Source organism: Kitasatospora sp. NPDC092286, assembly GCF_044755565.1.
Taxonomy (GTDB): Bacteria; Actinomycetota; Actinomycetes; order Streptomycetales; family Streptomycetaceae; genus Kitasatospora.
In genome coordinates this window covers 134300-154250 of sequence record NZ_JBIVRD010000021.1, presented here as the reverse complement: position 1 = coordinate 154250, position 19951 = coordinate 134300, and the positions used below count along the sequence as shown (strand labels likewise).

Here is a 19951-nt window from a genome sequence, read left to right as displayed (position 1 = left end):
CGTCGCGCAGTTCGACCTTTGCCGGCTGTCCGGTGGGCCTGCGGTCGAGCCGAGCTTTCCTCCAGGCCGTCAGTTTCGGCTCGATCAGGGCCCATAGGACGTCGGACAGGTCGCATCCACAGATACCAAGGACACCGGCTGCAACTGGCTGACGCCCACGGAACGTGTGCATCAATGTTCACCAAGCCAAGAGCGAGGGATCCGCCTCTACCACCTCGACTCACGGTTGTAGGCAACACACAAATCCGCCGCACGACCCCAGACGCTCTCACCCACGCCCCCTCCACCGCCCGCAGCACGGCGGCGGCAGCCCTGCCCGGCGCCTGTCCACCGGCGCCCGTTCCAGCCGCGGCGACGCCGCGTCGAGAACGCGATCCCCCACCCCACACCTGACGAGACGTCAGCAAAGTGGGCATTGAGTCAGCATCGGCCTGACTGAACCCGGTTACAGATGGCCGCACCCGAAACTCGCGGCCGATCACCGGAGCCATCACTCGGCGGCAGGGACGTCCCATCAGAGCGATGGATCGCAGACCGTCCCAACAGCAATCCACCGGGACTCGGCGCGCCCGCCTTGGGTGCATAGCCCCAGGTCAGCGTGCCCTTCCCCGTGGCTTCAACGGAAGTTGGGGAAGCTCGGGCGCGGCAAGCCGATCGCCGTCGTAGCCGTGCACCTCGCCGAAGCGGGGGGTGTTCTCCCAGTCGCTCCGCGCCTGCTGGATCTCCTCACCGGACCGGCCGATGAAGTTCCACCACATGACGATCTTCTCCTCGAACGGTTCGCCGCCGAGGAGGAGGACGGCGGCGTCGGTGCGGGCGAGGAGGGGGAGTTCGCGGCGGCCGCAGCCGAGGTAGAGCATCGAGCCGGGTTCGACGCGGACGCCGTCGACGTCGACGCTGCCGGACATCGAGAGGACGGCGTACTCGAAGTCGGGCACCAGCGGGAGCCTGAGGTCGGCGCCCGCGGTGAGGGCGAGGTCGGCGCCGACCAGGGGGGTGTGGGTGGTGCCGGGCGAGGTGGCGGTGTCGAGGGTGCCCATGATGACGGTGCCGCGCAGGCCGGGGGCGGCGACGACGGGCAGTTCGGCGTGGTGCTCGAAGGCGGGGGCGGTGTGCCGGTGGGCGTCCGGGAGGGCGACCCAGAGCTGGGCGCCGTGCAGGAAGCGGGCGTGCTCGCGCGGGGACTCCTCGGAGTGGGAGATCGCCCGGCCGGAGGTCATCAGGCCCAACTCGTAGGGGCGGACGGTCTGCAGGCTGCCGAGGCTGTCGCGGTGCAGCACCTCGCCCTGGTGCAGCCAGCTCACCGTCTGCAGGCCCATGTGCGGATGCGGCGGGACCTGCATGCCGGGCTCGTCGGCGATGTCGTCCGGGCCGTAGTGGTCGACGAAGCACCAGGCGCCGACCATCCGGCGGCCCAGGTTGGGCAGCAGCCGGCGCACCATGGTGCTCTCGCCGAGCCTGACCTGACGACCGGTCAGCAGTTCCTTCACCGGACCGGTGCCGGCCTCACCGCCGCAGCGGGTCGGTTCGGGCTTGAGATCGAGGTTGCTCATGTCGCGGGTCCACCACCGTACGGATCGGGGCCGGCCGGGGCCGGGGGTCGTCGCCAACGATCATCCACCAGCCGGCCCCGTTCCTCCACCCGCGGCCCGCGTCCGGCCGCCGCGCGCGCCCCGCCGCCATGCGGTCAGGCGCCATGCGGTCAGGCGCCTCGGGCGGCGAGCGCGTGGCCGAGGAAGGAGACGACGTCCGGGAGCACCTTCCGCCAGTACGGCGCGTCGTGCCCGCCGGGGGTGAAGCGGGCCTGGACCGGGTCGCCGGTCAGCTCACGGGCGGCGGCGCAGAACGGGTCCTCGGTGCCGCACCAGACGCCGGTCGGGCGGCCGTGCGGCTGGTCCTGGTGGAGCAGCGGCTCGTGTGCGCGCCAGTCGGCCTCGTCCCGGAACACGCCCACCGCGTCGGCGTCGGCCCAGCTGCGGAACAGCGCGGGGCTGAGCACCGCCACCGGCCCGAAACCGGCGCCCCGGTTGCGGGCGTAGCGCAGGGAGCCGAAGCCGCCCATGGAGATGCCCATCGCCGCGTCCGGCGCGCGCAGGCCCTGCCGGGCGAGCCGGCCGGGCAGTTCCTCCAGCAGCATCCGCTGCGGGTCGTCGCCGGACGCTGTGCGGCGCCAGTACGTGGCGTCGCCGCCGTCGACGGCGACCACCGCGAACGGCGGGACGCCGGACGCGAAGGCCGCGTCCAGGATCGCCGGCAGCCCGAGGTCCGTCCACGCCCGGGCGGTGGCACGGCGGCCGTGCAGGGCGACGCAGACCGGAAGGCCGGCGGGGCGGGCGACGCCCTGCGGGACGATCGTGATCATCGTGACCAGGGCGCCGCCCCGGGCCGCCGAGCGCTCTTCCTCGGTGCGCAGCGAGGGGCCGGAGGGAGCGGGGCCGGAGGGCAAGCGGCCGGAGGGCCGGCGACCGGAGGGCCGGCGACCGGCGGAGAGCGCCACGGCCGCCCCGGCACCGGCCACGGCGAGCCCGCCGGTCCCGAGGGCGGCCCTCAGCAGTCGGCGCCGCCCGGGCGTCCCGGGGCCGAACCCGCCCGGGCCCACCCCGTCTGCGGCCGCACCGCTCCCGCGGCCACCACCACCGTCATCGTCCAGGCCCACGCCGCCCCTCCCCCACCCTCAGCCGACCGGCACCGCACCATGTCCATCCCCGTCGGTCAACACCCCGACACCCCGACGCCACAGGCCGGGGAGAAGGAGACGAAGACGGAGCCGCGCGACGCCGCCCCCGCCGCTCAGTGCCCGCAGGTCCACCAGGCCTCCGCCGTCGCCGAGTCCGCGAGCGCGCGCAGGTCGCGCACGGCGCCCGCCGGGTCCTTCGCGCCGTACACCGCCGAGCCGGCCACGAAGACGTCCGCCCCGGCCTCGGCACAGCGCTCGATGGTGCTCGCCGAGACGCCGCCGTCCACCTGCAGCCACAGCTCCAGGCCGTGCTTGTCGATCAGCTGACGGGTGCGGCGGATCTTCGGCAGCATGATGTCCAGGAAGGCCTGGCCGCCGAAGCCCGGCTCGACCGTCATGATCAGCAGCATGTCCAGCTCGGGCAGCAGGTCCTCGTACGGCTCGATCGGCGTCCCCGGCTTGAGCGCCATGGAGGCGCGGGCGCCCTTGGCCCGGATCTCGCGGGCGAGCCTGACGGGTGCGGCGGCGGCCTCCACGTGGAAGGTGACGGACCCGGCTCCGGCCTCGACGTACTGCGGGGCCCAGCGGTCCGGCTCCTCGATCATCAGGTGGCAGTCGAGCGGGATGTCGGTGGCGCGGGCGAGCGACTCGACCACCGGAACGCCCAGCGTCAGGTTGGGCACGAAGTGGTTGTCCATCACATCGACGTGCAACCAGTCCGAGCCCTTGACGGCCTCCGCCTCCTCCGCGAGCCGGGCGAAGTCCGCGGACAGGATGCTGGGGTTGATCTGCGCCATTTCCGTTGCCTTCACAGGAGGGTAGGGGTGCCGGGAGCTGGCACCCGGCCCCATCATCTCGCGGGCCGCTGGCGCGAAGTGAACAGTGAGACCTCCCCGTGACCCTCGTCACACCCCGCCCGGGGTTATCGTGACCGCCGCCGTGGTCATCAGCCCTGTACAACGACCCCGCCTCCGCCTCCCGTTCCTGACCCCCGCCCCATCCCCGTCCCCCCGAGGAAGGTCTTCCGTTGGCCGATCTGGTCCATCCCGCCCGGGCCCTGTGGTGGCTCTTCGAGCCGGTGCACGCCGTCACCTACTTCTCCCCCGAGGGCCGTGCCGCGTTCGAGGAGGCCGGCCTGCGCGGCGGCTGGCGCGGCTACTTCGCCGGCCGTTCGGCGCCGCTGGGCGCGGTGGACGCGGCACCGGTGATCGCCGCGTTCTTCAGCTTCGCGCCCGCGACGGTCGAGCGCGCCCTGCCGGACGTCTGGTCCCAGGCCGGACCGGACGCCGCGCTCGCCGCCCGGCTCGACGGCTCCTCGGCGGCGCTCGCCCGGCTGCTGGAGCACGTGAAGCCGGAACAGGTCGAACTGGTGGCGGACCTCCTGGAGCAGGCCGTGGCCCGCCTGGACTGCGCCGGTCGGGTGCTGGCCGCCGCCAACGCCGCCCTCCCCCGGCCCGAGGGCCTGTACGGGCGGCTCTGGCAGGCCGCCACGGTGATGCGCGAGCACCGGGGTGACGGGCACGTCGCCGCGCTGGTCTCGGCCGGGCTGGACGGCTGCGAGGCGCTGGTGGTGCGCTGCGCCCTGGACGTCCGCCGCGAGGTCCTGCAACCGCTGCGCGGCTGGAGCGACGAGGAGTGGGAGGCCGCCGCCGCCCGGCTGGTCGAGCGCGGCTGGCTGACCGAGCGCGGGACGATCACCGAGTGCGGCCGGATCCGGCACCAGTCGCTGGAGGCCGCCACCGATCTGGCCGCCGCCCGCGTCTGGGAGCACCACCCGCGCGCCGAACTCGACCGCCTGGCCGCCGCCCTCAAGCCGATCTCGGCCCTCTGTCGCGGCTCGATGCCGCCCATCAACCCGATCGGTCTGCCGGCCGCCTCGGCGTAGCAGCGGCCCTCAGCCCCCGACAAATCCCCGCACCTCAGCCCTCGGGCGGGCCCAGGACGATCCCCCGGCCCGCGTAGAAACGCTCGAACCGCCGCCACGGCACGTGCGCGAAGGCCTGCGACTCGCCCGCGAACCCGGACGGGTTGTGGATCACCAGCGCCGTGCCCGTGGTGCCGACCGCCAGTACCAGGTGCCCGCCCCGCCGTCCGGGTTCCGGCCCGTCCGGGTTCCGGATCGCGGGGTGCACCGACACCATGACGAGCCGCCCGCCGGCCACCTCCGCCGCGATCTCCTCGGACGTCAACTCCCTTGCCTGCGCGGCCAGTCCCCAGCGATCCCGCGCGTACGCGGCGAACGGCGTGTGGATCAGGCCGCGCAGCCGCTCCCCGTCCCTGACGTACGCCCCGGCCGCCTGGCACTCCCCCGCCAGCCCGACCGCCGCCGGCGCCACCCCCCACCAGTGGTCCAGCGCCATCCGCAGGCAGGCCACCCCGCAGAGCCGCCACGACCAGTACTCGTACTCCTCCGGCGTGGCCGCCCCCGACTCCCCCCACCGCGGATCGTCGGCCGCGCTCACCGCCCCCGTCACGATCTCCCGGACCAGCCCCGCGGACTCCCACTGCGCGTAGTACGGCACGTCGTGCACGACCGCCGCCCCGCCGCTGCCATCTGCCATGCCCCGACGCTCTCACGCCCCCGGGCACCACCACCGCGCGACACCCACTCACCCGGAGTGCCCTCGCCGGCCTGCCCTCCGCAAGGGCACCGCGCCACCACCGGCGAGGAGCCGACGAATCCGAGGACGACCTCGTCGGCCGTCGAAGTCCGTCCCGCATCCGGAATCGCCGGCAGGACGCCCGAGCGCCAAGGATCACGACTTGCCGTCAGCGGCGGCGGCCAGCCGGGTCACCCGACTCCCAGCAGCCCGCACAACCACGATCGGATCACGCAGTTGATGGCGAAGACCCTGGGCTCGGTCAGGACTCCGAACGACACCAGCAAGGCGCCGGCGATCGACTCCCGCCCGAGTCGGGCCGATGCGCGGCCCTCCTCGACCTCTGCACCCAGATCCCCCCCGGCGGTCCTCCGACGTCTCCTCGGTATCAGCCCAACAGCTGCCGAACGATGGGCCGCCGGGGCCGCCGGGACCGCATACGCGACGGAAGTCGCTCGCCGATCGTGAGGGTCCTACTGGATGCTCCAGCGGTGCGGGTGGTCGGGATTCCCGGGGCAAGCGAAGATGTTGAGCTCGCCCCAGCGGCCCACGGTGACCTCCGTCGGACTGGCGTCCGGGTGCGGGGGCAGGCCTTGTTCCTCCACCGGTTTCCAGCTGCCGCTACCGCCGTCCCACTCCGAACTGTCGATGGTCAGCAGCAGGTGCATCGGTGTCGCGCAGGTGAGACAGTCCATGGGAGCCGGGTCGGTGGCGTGCCAGGAGGCGAAGCCACCGACGCGCCAGCCCGGTGGGATCGACAGGTCGTACTGGTAGCCGACCACCGCTGCGGCATCCTCGTCCGCCGATTCCTCGGCCTCCTCCTCCAGGGCCTCCTCCCAGGCATCGATCCGGGCGCGCAGGTCCTCCGGAAGGAGGCCGGCGAACGGGTAGGTGGCCACCTGCTCCGGATGCAGCACGCACGGCTCCGGCACGTACCCCTCATAGCCGACGACCTGCGGCTGCGGCGGTGCGGTCAGCACGTCGGTGACCTCCCACGACCGGCGCCAGCGAAGGTCGAGCAGCATGCCGGCACCGCTTGGGCCGTGTGCGTCGAATGGACACCAGAACACCTGGAGCAGATCGCAGTCATCCGGCCCGGCCAGCAGGTCGGGGATTTCTCTCCGGTACAGCTGCGCAAGGCCGATCAGTGGCAGCGGATCGGCCGCAGTAGCCTCCTCAACACGGTGGCGCCGGTCGAGTTCCTTGAGCAGCTGCCGTTCTTCGTCGGTGGGGCCGGGGTTCGGTTCACGGCGCCATGCTGATGCCAGGATCCGGCGTCGCTGGTGGATGTCAGCCGGCCGTTGGCCACGTGCGTGGCTGTGAGGCTCGGTGCACACCGGCCAGGGTTCATTCGACGGCCACAGCAGCGGGCCACCTACGGAACTCGCCGCTACGTCCGGTCGCCCCGGGCTCGGATGGAGCCGGGTGGTGGTGCCTCGGTAGGCCGTCAGCTCCGGGAAGAGCGCCTCGACATCGAGTGGGCGCGGCGGTGTGGTCCTCGACATGCACGTGACCTTAGACAGCTGTCAGCCACCGTGATTCAGCACCCCCTCGGACAACCACCTGCACATCACGGCTGTCGGAGCCGTGGACACAACCGCTGTTCCCAGCGGCCCGAACAGTCAGTGATCAGGCTCCGAATGAGCACGTCTGTCGTACCGCCGGCCAAGTGGGCGATCTGCGAAGTCTTTTGGGTGGTTCCGGCCCACCCGGGTCGGGTTCGCTCGGCCCAGGCGGCCACCGGGGGGCCTGCTGCGCCCAGGCCTGCGAAGAATGCGCCGAGGAGCAGCCGTCCCGGGTGTCCGAGCGCAAGGACCACTCCGGTCAGGATCACGGGGGCGAGGGCCTGGCCTGCGTCGAAGCCGACACCGAGGAGGCCCTGATATTGCCCTTGGGCATGGTCGGGTGCGAGGCCGAAGCCGAGCGCGAAGCCGGCCGAGGACTCCCACACCTCTCCGACACTGTGGATGCACACGGCAAGGACGGCGAGTGCCGGCGCGACCCAGGCGGGAACATCGGCTGTCAGTGCCGTCAACGGGCAGCTGACGAGGAACAGGAGCCCGGCGAGGCGGAATGCGCGGCCGCCCTGCCGCGGGGTCTCCACCTTGGAGCCGAGTCTGCTCTGCAGCAGCACGCAGACGCCGCTGTTGACCGCGTAGACCACTGCCACGGTCCAGCGCGGTGCGTCGGTGTGGGCGGTGAGCCAGACCGGCAGCAGGAGGGAGACGGTTTGGTACTGCAGGCCCATGGCACTGTAAGAGCGCGACGAAGGACACGTACGGCCGGTCGGCCAGGACGGACCACTGACGGTGCTCCTCGGGCCGGGGCAGAGGCCGGTGGTTCGGGACGCCCATGAACACGATCAGTCCGGCACAGGCGAAGCTGGCGGCGTTGGCGAGGATCAGCCCGGTGTGGGCAGGGCGAGTGTTGATCTGGATGGCGAAGGCCGCACCCAGGGTGCCCATGACGACGCCGAGATTGACGAACGTGCGGAGTCTGGCCCGGAAGGCGGCCGGGCGTTCACCGCCGACCCTTGCGATGAGCGCACCGCCCGCGGCGCCGCTTGCCGTGGCAGCCAGCCGGTCCAGTGTGGCGACGAGCGTGAACGCGAGCCAGCTGTCGATGAAGACGAAAGCCGCCATGGTGACGGCCTGCAAGGCGAGGGTCGTCAGCCAGATCGTGCGTGGTCCGTACCGGTCGGCCAGATTCCCCGCCGGTATGCCGGCCGCCAAGCCGCTGAGGCCGGCGATCGTCAGACCCGCTCCGACCTGTGTGGCGGGCAGGTGCACCACGAGCGTGAAGTAGAGGATGGCAGCGGTGTTGAAGAGACCGTTGCCCACCCTGCCGACGAAACTGGCGATGATCAGAGCTCGCTGCGGACCGGAGGCCGGCCCGCTGGGTACCCGTTGCTTGAACCCCCTGATCATGTCGATCAGGCTGACAGTGGCGTCTCTCCAGGGCTCCGGTCCGCTACGTCGACGGCAGCGGCTGCGAGTGGCGCCGGCTCCCGGCCGGCCCGCGCCCGGAAGGGCCGCGCCCGGGGTGCGGGCGCGGCCCGGGTGGGCCGGTGGTCCGGGCGCGTCCGCCGGATCTACCAGGCGTAGTCCTCCGGGGCGGGCTGGTGGCCGGGGAAGATCTCGTCGAGGCGGTCGAGGGTCTTCTGGTCCAGGGTCAGGTCCAGGGCGCGGAGGGCGCCGTCGAGGTGGTCGAGGGTGCGGGGGCCGACGATGGGGGCGGTGACGGCGGGGCGGGTGAGGAGCCAGGCGAGGGCGATGTCGGCCGGGTCCTCGCCGAGTTCGGCGGCGAAGTCCTCGTAGGCCTGGATGCGGTCGCGGTTCTCCTCCAGGATCTCGCTCGCGTGGGCCATGGCGCCGCGGACCCGGGAGCCCTCGCGTTCCTTGCGCAGGACGCCGCCGAGCAGGCCGCTGCGGAGCGGGGACCAGGGCAGCAGGCCGAGGCCGTAGAACTGGAGGGCGGGGATGACCTCCAGTTCGATGGCCCGGTCGAGCAGGTTGTAGAGGGACTGCTCGCTCACCAGGCCGAGGAAGTGGCGGGAACGGGCGGCTTCCTGGGCCTGGGCGATGTGCCAGCCGGCGAAGTTACTGGAGCCGACATAGATGATCTTGCCCTGGGCGACCAGCACCTCCATCGCCTGCCACACCTCCTCCCAGGGCGTGTCCCGGTCGATGTGGTGCATCTGGTAGAGGTCGATGTGGTCGGTGTTCAGCCGACGCAGGCTGCCCTCCACCGCGCGGCGGATGGCGAGGGCCGAGAGCCGGCTCTCGTTGGGCCAGTCCCCCATCGGGGCGTACGCCTTGGTGGCGAGCACGGTCCGCTCGCGGCGGCCGCCGCCCTGGGCGAACCACCGCCCGATGATCTCCTCGGTGCGGCCCTTGAGATTGCCCTCGTTGTCACGGCCGTAGGCATTGGCGGTGTCGAAGAAGTTGATGCCCCGCTCGTGGGCGGTGTCCATGATCAGGTGGGCGTCGGACTCCTCGGTGTGCGGGCCGAAGTTCATGGTGCCCAGGCACAGTCGGGAGACGGTCAGGCCGGTGCGGCCGAGATGGGTGAACTCCATGCCGCCCACCATCTGTCCCACCGGCCCCGCTGTCCAGCTCATTTCACCGGAGCGGCGGAACAGCGGCGGATCCGTACCGAAACACGCCGGTCCGCGCGCCCATCCGCGCCCCTCCGCGTTAACGCCCCGCCCATCCGTGTCAGTTCCGTGTCGGTCCACGCCGGGGCCCGGCGGATCACCGCCCGTGCGTGACGAACTTCCGTACGGCCAGCGGGCCGAAGACCGCCAGCAGCAGCGCGCTCCAGAGCAGGGTGGCGGGCACCGCGTGCTGCATCGGCCAGGACGGCCCGGGCGCGGACGGGTTGCCGAACAGTTCGCGGCAGGCCTGCACCACCGCGCTGACCGGGTTCCAGTCCGCGATCACCCTCAGCCAGCCGGGCATTCCACCGGTCGGCACGTACGCGTTGGTCACCATGGCCAGCGGGAAGACGGCGACGGCGAGCTGGCCGGCCGCCTCCTCCTTGCCGACCATCAGGCCGAGGCAGGTCCCGACCCAGGTCATCACGAAGCGGAACACCAGCAGCAGGCCGAACGCCCCCGCGGCGTCGGCGAGTCCGCCCCGGATCCGCCAGCCGGCCGCCAGGCCGACGGCGGCCAGCAGCGCCAGCACCAGAACGCTGACCAGCAGGTCGGCCAGGGTCTGCCCGAGCAGCAGGCCGGTGCGCGAGACCGGCATCGAGCGCAGCCGGTCGGTCACGCCGCGGCCGACGTCCCGGGCGGCGCCGACCATGGTGGGCATGACGCCGTTGACGGCGACCATCGCGAACAGGCCCGGCATCAGGAACTCGCGGTAGTTCCCGCCGCCCGGCACGGCGATGGCGCTGCCGAACACGTACCCGAACACCACCACCATCACCACCGGCACGCCCAGCGAGGCGGCCAGCAGGCCGGGCGAGTGGCGGTAGTTGAGCAGGATCCGGAGCATCGAGGACCAGGTGTCGCTCACCAGGCGGCTCGGGGCGGACAGGACGGGCGGCGCGGTGCAGACGGCCATCAGAGGACCTTCCCCGGGGAGTGGTCGGCGGAGCGGTCGGAGACGCGTTCGGCGGTACGGCCACCGGCCCGGTCGGCCGAACGGCCCGCGCCGGGGCCCGCGCCGCGGTCGGCGGTGAGCGCGAGGAACACGTCGTCCAGCGAGGGCGGGCGCAGCGCGACGTCCTGCGCCACCACCCCGACCGCGTCCAACTCCCTCACCAGGGCCGGGAGCAGCACGTCGGACCCCGGCGCGGTGACGACCGCGACCGTCCGCTCGGCCGGGTCGACCACCGCCTCCCCGCCCGCGAGCGCGGACAGCACCACGGCGGCGGTGCCGAGCTGGTCCGGGTCCGCGAGGGTGACCGAGAGCCGGGTGCCGATCGCCGCCTTGAGCCGGTGCGGCGGTCCGGTGGCGATGGCGGTGCCGTGGTCGACGACGACGATGTCGTCGGCGAGCCGGTCGGCCTCCTCCAGGTACTGGGTGGTGAGCAGCACGGTGGTCCCGCCCGCGGCCAGCTCCTTGACGGCGTCCCAGATCTCCTGGCGGCTGCGCGGGTCGAGCCCGGTGGTCGGCTCGTCCAGGAAGAGCAGCGGCGGGCTGGTGACGAGGCTGGCGATGAGGTCGAGCCGGCGCCGCATGCCGCCGGAGTAGGTGCGGACGAGCCGGTCGCCGGCCTCGGCGAGGCCGAAGCGTTCGAGCAGTTCGTCGGCCCTGGTCCGGGCGGTGCGGGCGCCGAGGTGGTGCAGCCGGCCGAACAGGCGCAGGTTGTCGCGGCCGGTGATGCCCTCGTCGACGGCCGCGTGCTGCCCGGCCAGCCCGATGCTGCGCCGGACGGCCTCGGCCTCGCGCACCACGTCGTGGCCGGCGACGCGGGCCGTGCCGCGGTCGGGGGCGACGAGGGTGGCGAGCACGCGGACGGCGGTGGTCTTGCCGGCGCCGTTCGGGCCGAGCAGTCCGCAGACGGTGCCGGCCGGGACGTCGAGGTCGAGGCCGCGCAGGGCCTCGGTGGTTCCGAATCGTTTCTCCACGCCCACCATTTCGACGGCGGGCCGGCTGGTTTCCGGCATGGCTCTTGCCCCTCTCTAGGTACATCGTACGTAGAAGTGCGCGCGACCGCATCCTACTACGTACGCCGTACGTCTCTAAGATGGGAAACCGAGGTGATCGTCCAGTGCCGTCCAGCAAGCCCCCCGCCGGTGAGTCCGCGCCCCCCGCAGCACCCGCCACGCCCGAGCCACCCGAGGCGCCCGAGCTGATCTGGCTGCGCCCCGAGCGCACCGGGCGCGGCCCGAAGCCGGCCCACAGCCGCGCCTCGATCGCCGCCGCCGCGATCGCGATCGCCGACGCGGAGGGCCTGGACGCGGTCTCCATGCGCCGCGTCGCGGCCGCGCTCGGCGCCGGGACGATGTCGCTGTACAACTACGTGCCGAAGAAGGAGCACCTGCTCGACCTGATGCTCGACGCGGCCACCGCCGAGTACGACTTCCCGGCGACCCCGGCCACCCCCGCCGACGACTGCCGCGAGGGCCTGTACCGGCTCGCCCACCAGCAGCTCGCCATCATGCGGCGGCACCCCTGGCTGCCCGCGCTGGTGATCGCCCGCCCGGGCATCGGCCCGAACGCGTTGCGCTACACGGACCACTTCCTCGCCGTCACGGCCCCCACCGGGCTGGACGGCACCACCCGGATGGAGGCCCTGGCCCTGCTCAACGGGTTCGTCTGCCAGTACGCGCAGTACGAGCGGACGGCCGCCGCCGGGGCCAAGTGGCAGGGTGAGCTGGTGGGTTACCTCACCAGGGCCGCCATGAGCGGCGACTACCCCCACCTCGCCGCCGCGTTCGCCACCGCCGGCCCGCCGGCCGACCCGGACACCGCCTTCGACCGGGCGCTCCACCGGGTGGTCACGGCGATCCTGGCTCCCGCGACCCGGGGTTAAATCGCTCGTGCCGGACGGCGCGCCACCGTAACGTGACCCGGTCAGTGATCGCGGCCGCCGCCGGGGCGCGCCACGGCCGCATGCGGAAGAACGGGACGAGAGCCATGCAGCAGTACCACGGTTGGGCCGACGCGGGCTTCGGGGCGGTCGCCGACACCTTCGCCCGGAACTTCGACGACTTCCCCGAACTCGGCTCCGCCGTGACGGTGTTCGCCGACGGGCGCAAGGTCGTGGAGCTGTGGGGCGGCATCGCGGACGAACGCACCGGCCGCCCCTGGGCGCAGGACACCGTCGTCCCGGTCTTCTCCTGCGCCAAGGGCCTGGTCGCCGTCTGTGCCCACCTCCTCGCGCAGCAGGGCCGCCTCGACCTGGACGCGCCGGTGAGCCGCTACTGGCCCGAGTTCGCGCGGCACGGCAAGGAGGCCGTCACCTGTCGCATGGTGCTCGGCCACCGGGCGGGCATCCCGGCCCTCGACGCCGTCCTCTCGTTCGACGAGATCGCGGCCTGGACGCCGGTCGTGCGCGCCATCGAGGAGCAGCGGCCGCTCTGGGAGCCCGGCACCGCGCACGAGTACCACGGCCATGTCCTCGGCTTCCTGATCGGCGAGGTCGTCCGCCGGATCACCGGGCTCACCCCTGGCGCGTACTTCCGCGAGGCCGTCGGCGACCCGCTCGGCCTGTCCGCCTGGATCGGCCTGCCCGACAGCGAACTCGACCGCGTGGCACGGCTGGTGGAGGCCGAGGGGCGGCGCCCGACGCCCGGCCCCGAGCATCTGCTCACCCGCATCGTGACGATGAACGGCGCGCTGGTCTTCCCCGGGCTGGACGAGCCGCACGGCTGGAACGACCCCGCCCTGCACGCCGTCGAGCTGCCGGGCCGCGGGCGCCGTCGCCTCCGCGACCGGTCTGGCCGGCCTGTACGCGGCCGCCGTGACCGGCATCGGCGGCGGCGAGCGGCTGCTCTCGCCGGACACGGTGACCGACGCCGTCCGCGAACTCTCCTCCGGGCAGGGCTTCCTGGGCTTCGACCTCGGCGCCCGCTGGGGCTCGGGCGTCCTGCTCGACTCCCCGGCGTTCCGCCCGCTGTTCGGCGCCCGCAGCTTCGGCAACGACGGCGCGGGCGGCCAGTTCGCCTTCGGTGACGACGAGTTCGGGGTCGGTTTCGCGTACGTCGCCAACCGTATGATCGGCCACGGCGACGCCCGCGCCAACCGCCTGATCACGGCCGTCCGCGAGTCCCTGGACGGCTGACACCTGGGGCCGTCACGGCGGCGGCGCGCTCACCCCGCGGCCGAACCGCGCCGCAGGGAGACGGAGGCGGGCACGGGCAACCCGACGGGCCCCGGAAGCTCGCCGGGCCCCAGGAGTTCAGCAGGCCCGGCCGGCACAACCAGCTCGGCCAGGACCGCAAGCACCTTCGCCCGCAGACGCGGGTCCCCGGTGGTCCGGTCGATCAGGCCCAGCGCCTCCCGGAGGTACTCCGCGGCCCGGTCCGACCGGCCGAGCCGGCGGTGGTGGTCCCCCAGGTTGGCCAGCGTGATGCTCTCCAACACCTGGTCCCCGGTGGAACGGTGGCGGGCGAGCGCCCGGTTGAGGTGGACGTCCGCCGCCTCCGGGTGACCGGCGAGCAGGCCCACCACGCGGAGGTTGGCCTCGCAGACGCCCATCGCCCACTCGTCCCGGCTCTGCGGGGGCTGCTCCCGCAGAATCGCGATCGCCTCACGGTAGTAGGCGGCGGGCCGGTACTGCCCGGTGCCGAGGCTCTGGTTGCCCAGGTTCCCGATCACATGGGCCTCCCCCGTGCGTGGGCAAGGGCGAAACCGGCTCGGCCTGACCTCCCACCAGCCCCTGGGCCGCGCCTTCGCCGGCGCGGCCCCGCTCGCCGCGGTGCTGGCCGGGACGTACGCGGCGGGCCGGCTCTGGGGCGCCTTCCGGCTCGCGACCGACCCCGATTCCGCAGCCATCTCCATCTACCCCGCCGAGTTTGACGGCCCCCTCGTCGCGGCGGCCGCGACGCTCGTTCCGCCGGTACTGACGGCGGGCGCGGCCTGGCCAACCGCTGGTCCGCGGCGAGGATCCTCGCCCTGGTCACCATGGTGGTGGTGCCACTGGTCCGCGTCCTCGCCCTCCCCGGCCTGCTCGGCATGCCGGCCGACATCGCGCTCTCCTTCAGCCTGGACCTGCCCGACCTCTGGCTGCCCGTCCTCAACGCCCTCCTGCTCCTGATCGCACCGCCGGGCCGCACGCACCCGCGCTCCGCGGTGCCCTGGGCGCTCACCGTCGCCATCATCACCGGGGACATCGCCATCACCCTCACGGGCGGCTTCGCCACATTCCCACTCGTCACCCCGGTCGTCACCGGCGCCGCCGTCGCCTGTACGGCCCGCACCACGGGCCGCGCGGCACTGGTCTCGGTCCTTCTGGCCGCGCCACCGTTCCTCACGTCCCTCCTCATCGGCAGCGGCATCCCGACCCCGTACCTGCAACTGCTGACCGTCCAGTTCGCCTTCGGCTACGTGATCGCCCTCGGCGCGGTACGGCTCACCGGCCGGCTCGCCAGGCGGCGCTCCGGGCTGCTCTCCCGACGGAGCGACCTCTCAGGCCCCTGACCGACACCGGCGCCGCGGTCCGAGGGCGTGCGCAGTGCCGTCCCGACCGGGCCTGCCCCGGGCCTGGTCAGCCGGGGGCCGGACCGGCCGCCGACCGGGCGGCGCGGGCCTCCAGGTAGCGGCGCTCCGTCAGGCTGGTGGTACCGCGGGCGGCACGCTGGTAGTACTCCCGGGCCGCCGGGTGGTCGCCGGCCCGCTCCAGCAGGTGTGCGCGGACGGCGTGCAGCCGGTGGTGGTCGGTGATCCGGTCGTCCGCGGCCAGTTCGTCCAGCAGGGCCAGGCCGGCCCGCGGTCCGTCGATCATGGCGACCGCCACCGCCCGGTTCAGGCTGGCCATCGGGTTCGGCGAGATCCGCTCCAGGATCTTGTACAGCGTGTTGATCTGGCGCCAGTCGGTCTCGTCGGTGCTGGGCGCCTCGTCGTGCAGCGCGGCGATGGCGGCCTGCAACTGGTAGGGGCCGAGTGTCGGGCGGCTCATCGCGTCGGTGACCAGCGCGACGCCCTCGGTGATGCGACCGCGGTCCCAGCGTGAGCGGTCCTGCTCGTCGAGCGGGACCAGCTCGCCGTCCGGGCCGGTGCGGGCGTCCCGGCGGGCGTCGGTGAGCAGCATCAGGGCCAGCAGACCGGTCACCGCGCCGTCGTCGGGGAGCAGCCGGTGCAGCAGGCGGGTCAGCCGGATCGCCTCGGCGGCCAGGTCGTCGCGGCGCAGCCGGTCGCCGGAGCTGGCGGTGTAGCCCTCGTTGAATATCACGTACAGCACGTGCAGCACGGCGCGCAGCCGCTCCGCCCGGTCCTGCCCGACCGGCATGGTGAAATCGCTGCCGGCGGCCTTGATCCGCTGCTTGGCCCGGCTGATCCGGGCCGCCATGGTCGGCTCCGGCACGAAGTAGGCGCGGGCGATCTCCGCGGTGGTCAGGCCGCCGACCGCGCGCAGCGTCAGCGCGACCTGCGAGGCCGGGCTCAGCGCCGGGTGGCAGCAGAGGAACAGCAGGGTGAGCGTGTCGTCCCGGTCGGCCGGGGTCGGCTCGCCGGGGCCGGGCGAGGTCGGATCCGGTTCGCGGGCGGCCACCTCGTCCTCGCGTCGGCGCCGGGCCCGTTCGCTGCGGATCTGGTCGACCAGGCGGCGGCCGGCGACCGTGGTCAGCCAGCCGCGCGGGTTGTCCGGGATGCCCTCGGCCGGCCAGCGGGTCGCCGCGGCGAGCATCGCCTCCTGCACGGCGTCCTCGCTCAGGTCGAACTGCCCGTACCGGCGCACCAGCGCGCCGAGGGCCTGCGGCGCGAGCGCGCGCAGCAGGCCCTCGACGGTGGCGCGGTCGGCACTCACGCGGACGGGCCGCCGGAGAAGATCACCTGGCGGACCTCGATGCCCAGGCCGTTGACCCGGGCGTCCGGGATCAGCGCGGCCAGTTCCAGCGCGCGGTCCCGGCTCGCGACGTCGACCAGGTAGTAGCCGCCCAGGAACTCCTTGGCCTCCAGGTAGGGGCCGTCGGTGACGACCGGCACCCCGTCGCGGACGCGGACCACCGAGCTCTGGGACGGGTCGGCCAGCGCCTCGGTGCTGACCAGTTCGCCGGACTCGCTGGTCGTCTTCATGAACTCACCGTGGCCGGCCATGATCTCCTGACGCTCCGCCTCGGTCAGTTCCTCCATGATGGCCGGGTTGATGTGCATGATCAGCAGGAACTTCATGTCCAACTCCTCACCGTCGCGGCGCCCGGTCGGGCCCCGTCATCAGGTGGTCGTAGCGGGCCGGCCGTCCTTGACATGCCGACGCGGGGTTCAGCGGATCAGCCGGAACCAGCGGATCGGGTGATTCCGCCGGCGCGGGTCAGGATCCGTCGAGCGGCTCCGACCCTACCGTGACGATCCCTTCCGAGGAGGTTGCCCCCATGAGCACGACGAGCACGACGACGGCCGCTACGGCGCCGCCACCGGCCGGGGACGGCGCCGGGCGGCGGGCCTGGCTCGGCCGGGCTGCCCGCGGACGCGGCGGGCCCGGCCCGGCCCGGGGGACGCTGGCCGGAGCGGTCGACGCGGCGCACCGGCTTCCCGACCGGGCCGCGACCGACCTGCTGCGCGCGGCGCACGACGCGTGCACCGGCGGGCCGCACGTGGCCGGCATCGCCGGCGCGGTCGCCTTCGCGGGCCTGGCGGTGTGCTTCCTGCGGGTGCACCGCAGGTCCCGGCGGGGCTGACCGGCGCGCCCGGTCGCCCAGCACAGAGCGTGGTGGCGCGCACCCCGGTGTGAGCGCCGGCACGCGCCACCACCCTCATGCCCCCCATATGCGCCTCACCCCAAGACGTGCGGCAGCGCCGGCACCCAACGCGACGGGCCGTCTGACGGAGGAACTGTCAGTTCCGGTGGACCACTGACGTGGATGTCGGTCTTCGACGCCGCACCCCGGGGGCCGCGTCCCCGGTCACGAGGTGCGGGTGAGATCGCCGGACCCGCCGCGGACCTCCAGGTGCAGTGTCCCATTGGGCTTGATCGCATACACCCGTGGCGTCGAATCCGGAGTGCACCCGAGGCCCCCGGTCAGCGCCGAGACCTTGAGCACGACCTGATTGGCGCTCGCTGACTCCAGATAGTCGGTGCCGCTGCAGGTTCTGCCATCGGGCCAAATACTGGTGGCGTTGGCGACGACCTGGTCCACCTCTCCCTGCCGCAGGGTGATCCGATAGGTGACCGAACCGTACAGGCCCGGCTCGGTCAGGACGCCGCTCCATGAGCCGAGATATGCCTGCGGAATCGCACCCGTGGGGGACGGCGCGGCGGTCGACGGGGCGGCGCTCTGCTGAGCGGGCGCGCCCGACCGGGCCGGGTTCTGCGGCTGCCCGGTCGAGACGGACCCGCCGCCCGCCTGCGACTGCTGCCCGGCAGCCGACGACTGGCCGCGTGTTGACGATTCGTCACTTCTCGACAGCCACCAGGTGACGCCGACCGCGACCACGGCGACCAGCACCGATGCCCCGAGCACAGCGGGCAAGCGGCGTCGCACCGGCGGCTGCGGCTGCGGCTGCGGCTGCGGGAAGAACGGCGGTGCTCCATACGAAGGCATGCCCGTCTGAGCACCCGGCGGGGCCGAAGGCGGGACCTGCGGGGCCGGGGCCGCCGGAGCGCCGAACGCTCCGGCCGGCGGACCAGGGGGCACGTGCCCGCCCGGTCCCCCGCGCGCGCCCCCTTCCACGATCGTCGCGCGCCGCGCCTGGCCGGCACCCGGAGGCGCGGGCACGTGGTCGAGGTCCAGCAGCTCCACCGCCCGCCGGCCAACCGCCGCCGACAGCGTCCCTGGCAGCCAGGCCCCTTCGCTCAGCCGCGCCGTGCCGACCCCGGACCCGTCGAGCCGCTCGGCGAGCTCCACCGGCGCCAACCGCCGCGCCGGGTCCTTGGCCAGGCAGGCCATCACGATGGCGCGCAACCCCGGATCGAGGCCCCCCAACTCCGGGTCCTCGTGCGCCACCTTGTAGAGCATCGACGCGACACTGAGGCCCTCTCCGAACGGCGCCACGCCGGTCGCCGCGTACACCAGCACGGCGCCCAGCGAGAAGACGTCGGACGGCGGTCCGACAACGGCCCCCTGGGCCTGTTCCGGCGACATGTACCCCGGCGAGCCGATCACGAAGCCGGACCGGGTGAGCGCGGTGGCGGCCTCCAGAGCCCGCGCGATGCCGAAGTCGATCAGCCGCGGGCCGTCCAGGGTGAGCAGCACGTTGGACGGCTTGACGTCGCGGTGCACCAGGCCGAGCGCGTGCACCGCCGCCAGCGCCCCGGCCAGCCCGACCCCCAGCGCGCGCACCGAGTCGGCCGGCAGCGGTCCGAACTCCCGCACGGCCGCGCCGAGGGCCGGACCCGCGACGTACCCGGTGGCGACCCACGGGTGGCGGCTCTCGGTATCCGCATCCAGCACCGGCGCGGTCCAGCGGCCACCGACCAGCCGGGCCGCCCGGACCTCCTGCCGGAATCGGGCACGGAACTCGGTGTCCTCGGCCAGCTCGCTGCGGACCACCTTGACGGCGACCGTACGGCCCCCCGCCGTACGGCCCAGGTACACCCGGCCCATGCCGCCCGCGCCGAGCCGCCGCAGCACCCGGTACTCACCGACCTGCCGCGGGTCGTCCGGCTCCAATGGCTCCATGCCCTGCTCCCCTCCCAGCCCCTCCGGCCCTCCACCCCAACCGACTGGCACGACCGTACACCCGCCCCGACCAGGTCCATATACCGCAATGCCCCTACTGTCAAAGCACTGTGACGCTCCACCAGAAGTGATCGCGGCGGCCGTCGCGCGCCGCCCCAAGGCCTGTCTGGAGTCGTGATATCGGCGCCGATGGGCCGGTCGGCTACGTCGGGATCGGCCTGGGCACCGCGATCGGGCTGCCGCTGGTGGCGGTCGAGCCCAGGATCACGGCCACGGTCTTCGGCATGATGTGGCCCGATGCCCTGGTCGAGACGGCGAAGCAGATCACCGTCCCGATCGAGTTCGCCATGCGGTGGGACAACGAGCGCATCCCGCGCGAGGCCGGCCTCGCGCTGTTCGACGCCTTCGCCTCGAAGGAGAGGACGTTGCACGCCAACACGGGCCAGCACTTCGACTTCCCCAGGTTCGAGGCCGACAGCGCGGTCCGGTTCCTCGCCCGGCATCTTGGCCGGACGGTCACCTCACCGGCCCGAGGTGAGCGGCAGCGGCGTCCGGTCCGCCGACCGGGCGCCGCGACCGCGGCCCGGGTCGAGGCTGCGCATCCAGACGATGGATCCGCGTAGCTGGAGCCCCGCCATGTAGCTCGCGGGCGTCTTGTCGTAGCTCGCGGCCAGGCCCCGCCATACCCGGATCTTGTTGATGCAGCGCTCCACCGTGTGCGGAGTGTGGATGACGGACCAACGTGAGAGTGCGCCGCCCAGCACGCCGTCAGCGATGTTCAGCGCGGCCATCGAGCCCACGTCGAACCGCAGGCCCGGATAGGCCTGTTGAGCCGACTTGATCATCACAGCAGAGGCATCGACACCGAACGCCGCCAGCCCCGGCTCATCCAGATGAGCGGTGATGTGGCCAGGCCCACACCCGGGTGTCGGAGCGCGC

The 19951-nt window shown here is 73.3% G+C and carries 17 protein-coding genes and 4 pseudogenes; 6 read left to right on the top strand and 15 right to left on the bottom strand.

Going from position 1 to position 19951, the window contains the following annotated elements:
* Positions 1-593 precede the first annotated feature (593 nt).
* The 3 genes from ACIQIB_RS22405 to rpe form a co-directional block, all read right to left on the bottom strand.
* Positions 594-1553, bottom strand: a complete 960-nt coding sequence (locus tag ACIQIB_RS22405) for a pirin family protein (RefSeq protein ID WP_363612228.1) — start codon at positions 1551-1553, stop codon at positions 594-596.
* Positions 1554-1702: 149 nt separating this feature from the next.
* Entirely contained in the window at positions 1703-2656 is a 954-nt protein-coding gene (locus tag ACIQIB_RS22400) for an alpha/beta hydrolase-fold protein (RefSeq protein ID WP_363612226.1), read from the bottom strand.
* A 134-nt stretch (positions 2657-2790) separates the two neighbouring features.
* On the bottom strand, positions 2791-3474 hold the full coding sequence (gene rpe / locus ACIQIB_RS22395; protein ID WP_363612224.1) for a ribulose-phosphate 3-epimerase: 684 nt from the start codon (positions 3472-3474) through the stop codon (positions 2791-2793).
* A 230-nt stretch (positions 3475-3704) separates the two neighbouring features.
* Here rpe and ACIQIB_RS22390 point away from each other — a divergent pair, with 230 nt between their 5' ends.
* Positions 3705-4562, top strand: a complete 858-nt coding sequence (locus tag ACIQIB_RS22390; RefSeq protein ID WP_363612222.1) for an SCO6745 family protein — start codon at positions 3705-3707, stop codon at positions 4560-4562.
* Positions 4563-4596: 34 nt separating this feature from the next.
* Here ACIQIB_RS22390 and ACIQIB_RS22385 read toward each other — a convergent pair whose 3' ends face one another.
* The 7 genes and pseudogenes from ACIQIB_RS22385 to ACIQIB_RS22355 all read right to left on the bottom strand — a co-directional run bounded on the left by ACIQIB_RS22385 (position 4597) and on the right by ACIQIB_RS22355 (position 11398).
* Positions 4597-5238, bottom strand: a complete 642-nt coding sequence (locus ACIQIB_RS22385; protein ID WP_363612220.1) for a C39 family peptidase — start codon at positions 5236-5238, stop codon at positions 4597-4599.
* Between the two features lie 512 nt (positions 5239-5750).
* Positions 5751-6782, bottom strand: coding sequence for a hypothetical protein (locus ACIQIB_RS22380; protein ID WP_400759992.1), 1032 nt, complete (start codon positions 6780-6782; stop codon positions 5751-5753).
* 65 nt (positions 6783-6847) lie between these two features.
* Positions 6848-7525 carry a hypothetical protein gene (locus ACIQIB_RS22375; RefSeq protein WP_400760005.1) on the bottom strand — a complete coding sequence of 226 codons (678 nt, stop codon included), beginning with the start codon at positions 7523-7525 and terminating at the stop codon, positions 6848-6850.
* 85 nt (positions 7526-7610) lie between these two features.
* Positions 7611-8204, bottom strand: a pseudogene (locus tag ACIQIB_RS22370) (MFS transporter); the annotation flags it as partial.
* Between the two features lie 164 nt (positions 8205-8368).
* Positions 8369-9355, bottom strand: coding sequence for an aldo/keto reductase (locus tag ACIQIB_RS22365; protein ID WP_363612212.1), 987 nt, complete (start codon positions 9353-9355; stop codon positions 8369-8371).
* Between the two features lie 175 nt (positions 9356-9530).
* Complete coding sequence (locus ACIQIB_RS22360; RefSeq protein WP_400759990.1) at positions 9531-10349, bottom strand: ABC transporter permease; 819 nt, start codon at positions 10347-10349, stop codon at positions 9531-9533.
* On the bottom strand, positions 10349-11398 hold the full coding sequence (locus ACIQIB_RS22355) for an ATP-binding cassette domain-containing protein (RefSeq protein ID WP_400759987.1): 1050 nt from the start codon (positions 11396-11398) through the stop codon (positions 10349-10351). The genes ACIQIB_RS22360 and ACIQIB_RS22355 overlap by 1 nt, the downstream gene beginning before the upstream one ends.
* 104 nt (positions 11399-11502) lie before the next feature.
* Here ACIQIB_RS22355 and ACIQIB_RS22350 point away from each other — a divergent pair, with 104 nt between their 5' ends.
* Positions 11503-12267, top strand: a complete 765-nt coding sequence (locus ACIQIB_RS22350; protein ID WP_400759985.1) for a TetR/AcrR family transcriptional regulator — start codon at positions 11503-11505, stop codon at positions 12265-12267.
* 104 nt (positions 12268-12371) lie between these two features.
* A pseudogene (locus tag ACIQIB_RS22345) lies at positions 12372-13518 on the top strand (serine hydrolase domain-containing protein).
* Positions 13519-13547: 29 nt separating this feature from the next.
* Here ACIQIB_RS22345 and ACIQIB_RS22340 read toward each other — a convergent pair.
* A complete protein-coding gene (locus tag ACIQIB_RS22340; protein WP_400759983.1) occupies positions 13548-14054 on the bottom strand; it encodes a tetratricopeptide repeat protein in 507 nt (168 codons plus the stop codon).
* Positions 14055-14369: 315 nt separating this feature from the next.
* Between ACIQIB_RS22340 and ACIQIB_RS22335 the strand changes: the two genes are divergently transcribed.
* On the top strand, positions 14370-14876 hold the full coding sequence (locus ACIQIB_RS22335) for a hypothetical protein (RefSeq protein WP_400759981.1): 507 nt from the start codon (positions 14370-14372) through the stop codon (positions 14874-14876).
* A 67-nt stretch (positions 14877-14943) separates the two neighbouring features.
* Here ACIQIB_RS22335 and ACIQIB_RS22330 read toward each other — a convergent pair whose 3' ends face one another.
* Complete coding sequence (locus ACIQIB_RS22330) at positions 14944-16200, bottom strand: RNA polymerase sigma factor (protein WP_400759978.1); 1257 nt, start codon at positions 16198-16200, stop codon at positions 14944-14946.
* The gene (locus ACIQIB_RS22325; protein WP_363612196.1) at positions 16197-16565 is read right to left on the bottom strand and encodes a YciI family protein; all 369 of its coding nucleotides are present in this window, start codon (positions 16563-16565) and stop codon (positions 16197-16199) included. Before ACIQIB_RS22325 ends, ACIQIB_RS22330 begins: the two co-directional genes overlap by 4 nt.
* Before the next feature lie 200 nt (positions 16566-16765).
* Here ACIQIB_RS22325 and ACIQIB_RS22320 point away from each other — a divergent pair, with 200 nt between their 5' ends.
* Positions 16766-17071, top strand: a complete 306-nt coding sequence (locus ACIQIB_RS22320; protein ID WP_400759977.1) for a hypothetical protein — start codon at positions 16766-16768, stop codon at positions 17069-17071.
* 225 nt (positions 17072-17296) lie between these two features.
* Here the strand turns inward: ACIQIB_RS22320 and ACIQIB_RS22315 are convergent, their stop codons facing one another.
* Positions 17297-19012, bottom strand: coding sequence for a serine/threonine-protein kinase (locus tag ACIQIB_RS22315; RefSeq protein WP_400759975.1), 1716 nt, complete (start codon positions 19010-19012; stop codon positions 17297-17299).
* A 176-nt stretch (positions 19013-19188) separates the two neighbouring features.
* Here ACIQIB_RS22315 and ACIQIB_RS22310 point away from each other — a divergent pair.
* Positions 19189-19635 (top strand): annotated as a pseudogene (locus ACIQIB_RS22310) (hypothetical protein); the annotation flags it as partial.
* On the opposite strand, the pseudogene ACIQIB_RS22305 reads toward ACIQIB_RS22310, so the two are convergent.
* Positions 19534-19938 (bottom strand): annotated as a pseudogene (locus ACIQIB_RS22305) (methyltransferase domain-containing protein); the annotation flags it as partial. The pseudogenes ACIQIB_RS22310 and ACIQIB_RS22305 sit on opposite strands and share 102 nt — an antisense overlap.
* Between the last annotated feature and the right edge of the window lie 13 nt (positions 19939-19951).